The following is a 7952-nucleotide window of genomic DNA, read 5'->3' on the forward strand; positions in this document are numbered from 1 at the left end:
CAGGGAAGCGGTGCCGAGAAACTCTGGCACCGCTTTACCGCGTACGGTGGGCGATCAGCCGCCTTTGGGATGATGCCCATCCCGTACTTGGAAGTGTTCTTCCGCCGGACTTAGAAACAATTCGGTTTTTAGCATCGTTTAGGTGCTAGAAATGTTTCCCAAAAATCCGGGATGACTCATATTTATCTTTGATTAGAAACCTTTTACTGCGGTATCGCGTGGGAAAAAGGTCGCTGGTTGAACGGTATGTTTGGCGCCCGCAAGGGGATCAAAAGGCCAGCCCTGGGTCTCCATACAGCCATAACAAAACTCTTTATTCAAGAATTTGAGCGCGGTTTCATCGTCTGGATGCCGCTCGGGTGTCTCGGCGGTCTGGATAGCCCGTCCCAGACCAGCCATGCTGACATAACCCAGACTATCAACACCAATATAATCGGCAATCTCCTGGACAGTACGGCCAGCGGCGATCAGCTCATCTTCTTGCGGGATATCGATGCCGAAGTAGCAGGGATGGCGCAATGGAGGTGCACTGGAGCGCAGATGGATCTCTTTGACGCCCCGATTGCGCAGTGCCGAGACCAGACGTTTCATGGTATTGCCACGTACGATAGAATCGTCAACGATCACCAGACGCGCACCCTCCACTTTCGGCTGCACGAAGTTAAACTTCAGATCAACCTCAAGCTGGCGCAGGCGCTGATCAGGTTTGATAAATGTGCGATCACTATAGCGATTCTTGATAATGGCCTGACTATATTTGATGCCTGACTCAGCGGCATAGCCCAGCGCGGCAGGAATAGATGAGTCCGGCACCGGAACAATCAGATCAGCATCAACGGGATGCTCACGGGCGAGTTCGCGACCCAGCGCTTCGCGGACATCGTAGATATAGGCATCATTCAGACGACTGGTAGCGTCTGAAAAATAGATATGTTCAAAGACGCAGAGTGAGGTCTTTTGCGCCTTCACCAGCAATTCCGAGTGCATGCCATCTTCATCAAAGGTGATAAATTCACCCGGCTCAACTTCTCGTACATAGGTTGCGCCCATGCGATCAAGGGCACAGGACTCTGAGGCCGCGATCCAGCTACTTCCGATGCGACCGATACACAGTGGGCGCATACCCCAGGGATCGCGCATCGCAAAGAGCTTGCCTTCGGCCAGCATTACCAGGCTATAGGAGCCGCGCAGAGCTGGAAAAACCTGTATCATGCGTTCGCGCAGCGTTTTGCCCTGCGCATAAAGCAACATGAGAGCGACAATTTCGCTTTCAGTAGTTGAGCGCAATACCGTGTTGGGAAAGAGCTGACGCAACGCATCACCATTCACGATATTGCCGTTGTGGGCCAGAGCGATGGTATCGTATTCACTATCGCGTTCCCCGACCACGAATGGTCCGGCATTCTCCACGCAGCTTGAGCCAGTGGTTGAATAACGGACATGCCCGATGCCACAATTTGTTTCTGGCAGACTCGTGCCTGAGTCCTGAAATACTTCGCGTACTTTTCCCATTCCAACCCGATGGACCACCTGACCGTTCTCGTCATAGACGGCCATACCAGCGCTCTCTTGCCCACGGTGTTGTAAGGCTGTTAATGCCAGGGTAATGTAACGCCGCACGTCGAGACTATCGTCGCCCTGTGGCATATAGATCCCTACTATTCCGCAAGCGTCGTGTAGTCGCTCCATACTCGGCTCCTCATATTCTGCTTTTAGGTGTATTTAAGCAAATAAACTAAAAAAGGAAGTGGTCGATCTTATTTAACCGTAAGCTTCCCGGTTAAATCCGCGACCAGTGTATACAGGTCAGCGATCCCTTGCAATGCCTCTGGTGTAACTTCCTGGAGATTGCGATACACCTGCTTGTCGAGCATACGTGTTTTGTCACCTTCAGGCCAGAGACGCCAGCTATCATTGTCGATCACGTCCGCGACCAGCAATTTTCCCTCTGGATCACGGCCGAACTCGATTTTGAGGTCAACTAAGGTAACATTGGCACTATTCCAGGCGCGTTCCAGCACATCAAAGACCCGACGGCCTTCCTGTGCCATCCACGCGATCTCCTGTTCGGTTGCAAGGCCAAGTTTGATGATGTCTTCAGACCAGATCTGTGGATCATGGCGAGCATCATCCTTCAAGAACGTTTCGATCAAGACCGGATCAAAGCGCGTGCCCTCACTCACTTCGGGATGGCGCTTTAGATAGGAGCCGGTCGCGATACGTCGCTGGACATGTTCGATAGGCAACATGTCGCATTTCTTCACCAGTAGAACCGTGTCATCGATCTGACGTACAAAATGGGTGGCGACCTGCCCCTCATTCAGTAAGCGGAAAACGTTGGCGGTCGTGATAGTGCTTAAACGTGATTTGCCCGCAATCTCATTGTGTCGAGCACCATCGCCCGCCGTAATCTGATCCTTGCCTGCCAGATAGACCAGGGAGTCATCGCCAGGATAGGCATAGATCTTTTTGGTTTTACCTTCGGTCAGAAGGGGGCCAAAGAGAACATTATTGTTGGTCATGGATGGAATATCCTTTCTTGAAACCCTGACCTGTTCCAATCAAAAACATGCGTCGAAGAGGGACTCTTCCTTGAGTAGAAAAGTTCCCCCTCGGTACTACGGCTGCTTGTGCTAAAACACTCACTCTAGAATGACACCTTCTCCACGCGTGATCTTGCCAATAGTCACTATTTCTGGTAGACGGCTGCGGGCTTCGAGGGCCGCCTTGGGTCCCAGAACAATGATCATGCCAATACCCATATTGAAGGTACGGTAGAGTTCTTCTTTCTCAACATTCCCCAATCGGGTAATGAGTTGAAAGAGTGGAGGAACAGTCCAGGTCTGGGTATCGATAATAGCCTGTGTGCCAGCAGGTAAAATACGGCTGATATTCCCTTTAAATCCACCGCCGGTGATGTGGGCGATCCCTTTGATGTAGCGTCCACGATCAGCCAGATAGGCACGTAACAGAGTTATCTCCTGGAGATAGCTGCGGTGGGGCCGCAGCAAGGCATCGGCCAATGATTCACCCAGTTCTGGAAAAACAGTATCCAATGGATAGGATGCAAAGACCCGACGGGCCAGGGAGTAGCCATTGGTATGCAATCCATTGGAGGGGAGGCCCAGGATGAGATCACCATCTTCGATGGTCGTTCCATTCTGCGCATCCTCTTCTTCGACGGCCCCTACAATTGTGCCTGCGAGATCGAAGGCTCCTTCGACATAAATATCAGGCATTTCAGCGGTCTCACCGCCTAGCAGTGCGCAACCGGCCTCTTTACAGGCATTGGCGACGCCCTGCACGATGGTAGCGGCCTGTGTAGGATTCAACTTATTGACGGCCAGATAATCCATGAAGAAGAGAGGTTGCGCGCCCTGCGCCAGCAGATCGTTGACAGAATGATTGACGATATCATAGCCAATCGTATCGTAGCGAGCAGCCTGGGTGGCAAGGAGCGTTTTGGTGCCGACCCCATCAGTCGATGCGACCAGCGCGGGCCGGTTCATCTTCTGCAAGGCTCTGGCACGAAAGACACCGGCGAATGCACCCACACCCGCCATGACATTGGGACCCTGCGCGACCCGGACCGCCTCTTTCATCAGACGGACTGCCTGCTCACCGGCCTCAACATCGACGCCGCTTGCCGCATATGAGTGAGTGGCTGTGTCATTCTGCTTGTTGGCTATCTCACCATTCTGACCTGTGGTAGCCTGCGCATAGCGATAGGCGTTCTGGAAGATCAAGAGTCCGTCTCCCTGATCCCCAGCATGTCCCCTGCGCAAAGGATGCTGTAGGGCATTCAAATAGCGCTCAGGATGCGGCATCAAGCCAAAAACATTGCCCTGAACGTTACAGACGCCCGCCACGTTGCCGACTGAACCGTTAGGATTGTCGGGATAGCTTACTGGCAGATTGGACTGCTCGTTTCGGCTGCTATAGACCAGTGGAACCAGGCCCTTTGCCTGTAAGCTTTCGATATCGCCTGCATAGACAAACTGGCCTTCACCGTGAGCGACAGGAATCTCAAGCGGGCGCTCAATCCCTTTCGTGAAGAGACAGTTGCTCGGCTGGGCTGTCAGCGTGACCCAGCGGCATTCAAACTGCGCGGCCTCATTCTCTGTCAGGGTGGCCTGCACCGGAGTATTCGGCAGGCTGCCCGGCAAGAAGCCCAGCCGTACTAATATCTGGAAGCCATTGCAGATGCCCAGCACCGGACGGCCCTCGGCGATAAAACGATCCAACTGATCTTTCAAATGAAGTTGGATCTTCTTCGCCAGAATCGTGCCTGATCCCAGGTCATCCCCATAGGAGAAGCCGCCTGGAAGCACAAGGAAATGATAGTTTAACAGCTCTTCCGGTGTTTTCAGCAGTTGATTGATATGGACCAGATCGGTCTCAAAACCAACCAGACGACAGGCCTGTGCCGCTTCGCGATCACAGTTAATGCCTGGCGCACGTAAAACCAATGCACGCAATGCGCCCATTATGCCTGTCCTCCCTTCCAGGATGTTTGTAGTTCGTCAATACCCAGACTGAACAATTCTTCTTCATCTCCATTCTGGAAGACGAGGCGCGACGTGTTAGTAACACTGCCAATACGGTAGAATTCCTCTACTTTATTCGCGTTCAGATACTTCTCAAAGGCACCTAATTGTTCGGGGGTAACCTCAACCAGGAAGCGCGTAGCGGATTCGCTGAAGAGTTTGGCGACCGTTGTCGCTGCCGTGCTCAACGCCGCCCCATCCTGGATGCTGAAGCGATTGATATTAATTGTGGCTCCATATAGACCTGCCAGCGACATTTCGGCAGCCGCCACAGCCAGACCGCCCTCAGAGAGATCATGGCACGAGCGTACCAATCCCTGACGGATCGCCTCACCCAGCGTCTTCATGGTCTGGAATGCATGTGCGATCCTGACCTGCGGCACCGAGGTCTGGGGGAAGAGTTGCGCCACTGAATCGGTTGCGACAACCTCACCATAATGCGAGCCAGCCATCTCGTTGCGGGTACCACCGATCAGATAGAGCAGGTTGCCCGGTGTCTTCAAGGCCATATCAATGGTTGGCGTGACATCTGGAATCACGCTGAGCGCTGAAATCACCAGGGTTGGAATAACCGGCAGGCGGCGCCCTTCGGTGCGATATTCATTATTCAGGCTATCTTTACCAGAGATAAAGGGTGTACCGAAACCAACCGCTGCATCATGACAGCCTTTGACGGCGCGTACCAGCATTCCCAATTGTTCGGGATCGGTTGGATTGCCCCAGCAGAAGTTGTCCAGAATAGCGGTCCGTGCGACATCCCCACCCACAGCGGTCAGATTGCGCAATGCCTCATCCACAGCGTTGATAGCCATATGATAGGTATCGATCTTCCCATAAAGTGGATTGACACCATTCGAGAGTACCACTCCGGCCTTCGAGGTAGGATCATCCTCAATCAGCGGTTGGATCACTGCCGCGTCGCCAGGACCATTGCCTGAACGTCCGACCAGAGGCTTGCGAACCGTTCCGCCCTGTACTTCGTGATCATAGCGCCGCACCACCTCTTCTTTGGAAGCGATAGAGGGGTGACGGAGCAGGGCCAGTAAGGTTGGAGCCAGCGAACTTTGAATATCCGTCTCCAGGCTGGTTGGTGCCTTGTTGCCTTTACTGGTCGCGGGACGTTGCCAGATAGCCGGTAGCGTCTTGGCTGGAATGCCGTGGTGGAGAAACTCCATATCCATATCGGCCACTACCTGTCCATCATAGGTCAGGGTCAAGCGATGATCGCCGGTAAAGGTACCCAGAATGCTGGCCTCAACCTCTTCAATCTCACAGATCTCCAGCAACTCATTCAGATGAGCTGGTGGAACCGCCAGGATCATACGTTCCTGCGCCTCTGAAAGCCAGATTTCCCAGGGGGCCAGTCCTTGATATTTGAGGGGAGCTTTGCTCAGTTCCACACGCGCTCCCGTCTCCTCTCCCATCTCACCAATCGCGGAAGAAAAGCCGCCCGCGCCACAGTCGGTGATGGCATGATAGAGGTGACGATCACGAGCCTGGATGATCACATCGGTGACTTTTTTCTCTGTGATCGGCGCGCCAATCTGGACCGCCGTTCCGGCCTGGGTATTAATCTCCAGGCTCATCTCGCCTGAAGAGAAGGTCGCACCGTGCACACCGTCGCGTCCCGTACGTCCACCGAGCGAGACGATCAGATCGCCGGGCTCAACGTTTCTGGGATGACTGCCGTGGGGCAGAATACCCAGACAACCGCAGAAGACCAGCGGATTGTAGGTATAGCCTGGATGATAGAGAATCGCACCATTGACGGTGGGAATACCCATCTTATTGCCATAATCGCGAATGCCGCTGACGACACCACTGGCGATACGGCGCGGCGCCAGGACACCGGCAGGTAGATCATCGGCAGGCGTATCAAGTGGACCGAAGCAGAGAATATCAGTATTGGCAATTGGCTGCGCTGAGACCCCGACAACGTCACGGATAACTCCGCCGACACCGGTATTTGCGCCACCAAAAGGCTCAATCGCTGATGGATGATTATGGGTCTCCACTTTAAAGGCCACATCCTGTGTCTCTGTCAGACGAACAATACCCGCATTATCGCTAAAGACCGAGACAAGCCAGTCCTGCTTGACCTGATCGGTCGCGCTCACAATATACTGCTTGAAGAGGCTGGAGATCGTCTCTTCCTTGACGGTATTGCCATTGTGATCGACTTCGCGATACTCCACGGTGGCCTTAAAGGTTTTATGCGAACAATGCTCCGACCATGTCTGTGCCAGGGTTTCTAGCTCAACATCGGTTGGTTCGCGCTGCGCCTCGCGATAATGTTGCTGAATGGTACGCATCTCTGCCAGATTGAGAGAGAGGAGTCCAGCGCGGCTGACTTCAAGCAATTGCTCATCGGTCATCGTAGAAATAAAAATAGTGCGTACAGCCGGATTAGCATTATCGATACTATCTGTATCGCTGCTTGCCTCGACCGGGGTCAGTTTGGGCAACTCTTGCGAGCGCACCTGCTGTTCCTGTGTTGTAGATAACGTATAGTGCTGGATAACAGGATTAAATAGAACGGCTTTGGCGATATAATGAGCCTCGCTTTCACTGAAGCGAGGATTTAAGATCGTACGGTGGCCGGTTTCGACATGGTCCAACCCGGAAATCCCTATCATTTGCGCGCTTGAGATAACGCTTTCTGCCAGCGTATCAGTTACGCCAGCATGAAAAAACACATCAACAGTATGGCCTGTTGCTGTATTCGCGTCATTCTGTGCATCCGTTGTAACCGTTGCCTGTTGTATGACAGGATTAACCAGAAGCTCTGCGAGCAACTGCTGTATCTGTTCATTACTCAGGTCTCCAGTGATACGGTAAAGTTGAGATGTATTAACAAGAGGTAGAGAGGGTGTGGCGGTCTGATCCGCCAGTGATGGAAGATGTTTTGATGGTAACTGTTGTATTTCATGAGCAATCTGGTGAGCGTGGACATCATAACGCTCAGCGGTTGCCCGTACTTCTATTTGGTGTAGTGTCACGTTCCTCTGGTCCTGGCTGGTTGCCCGGATGTTTGAATGAGTGACATCCGGGTGACTGCGAGTAATAGAATGTCCGTGCTGGTCTCATCCGCTGGGACAAGCCCATTGTAACATCTTTATTTCGGGAATGGCAAATTACCCATGTATTCAGGGCTCATCTATTCAGTAGCAACCACCCTTCATGGGTGGAGAGAACCGATCCTCTTGCACCTGGCTGCCATCTCAACCTTCAATGTTCATTGACGCGTCCCGAGGCGAGATTTGAGCGCGTCTCCACCCGTGAGAACTTATCCGAAAACGTGGAAGGAGATGATAGAATCAAGAACAAGGAAAGGAACACGAATCCCCCAAGCAAAGGAGAAACCAAGATGGCCCGAACCAAACCGTGGGAAGTCAGTGACCAATT

The 7952-nt window shown here is 52.9% G+C and carries 4 protein-coding genes; all 4 read right to left on the reverse strand.

Features of this window, described 5'->3' with window-relative positions:
* Positions 1 to 192: 192 nt before the first annotated feature.
* The 4 genes from purF to purL all read right to left on the reverse strand — a co-directional run bounded on the left by purF (position 193) and on the right by purL (position 7546).
* Positions 193 to 1689, reverse strand: coding sequence for an amidophosphoribosyltransferase (purF, locus tag F1593_RS26625; protein ID WP_149404588.1), 1497 nt, complete (start codon positions 1687 to 1689; stop codon positions 193 to 195).
* Between the two features lie 68 nt (positions 1690 to 1757).
* Positions 1758 to 2522, reverse strand: a complete 765-nt coding sequence (locus F1593_RS26630) for a phosphoribosylaminoimidazolesuccinocarboxamide synthase (RefSeq protein ID WP_149404589.1) — start codon at positions 2520 to 2522, stop codon at positions 1758 to 1760.
* Positions 2523 to 2642: 120 nt separating this feature from the next.
* Positions 2643 to 4487, reverse strand: a complete 1845-nt coding sequence (purM, locus tag F1593_RS29140; RefSeq protein WP_216369001.1) for a phosphoribosylformylglycinamidine cyclo-ligase — start codon at positions 4485 to 4487, stop codon at positions 2643 to 2645.
* Entirely contained in the window at positions 4487 to 7546 is a 3060-nt protein-coding gene (gene purL, locus F1593_RS26640) for a phosphoribosylformylglycinamidine synthase subunit PurL (protein WP_149404590.1), read from the reverse strand. The genes purM and purL overlap by 1 nt, the downstream gene beginning before the upstream one ends.
* Between the last annotated feature and the right edge of the window lie 406 nt (positions 7547 to 7952).

The organism is Dictyobacter arantiisoli, from assembly GCF_008326305.1.
GTDB classification, from domain to species: Bacteria; Chloroflexota; Ktedonobacteria; order Ktedonobacterales; family Ktedonobacteraceae; genus Dictyobacter; species Dictyobacter arantiisoli.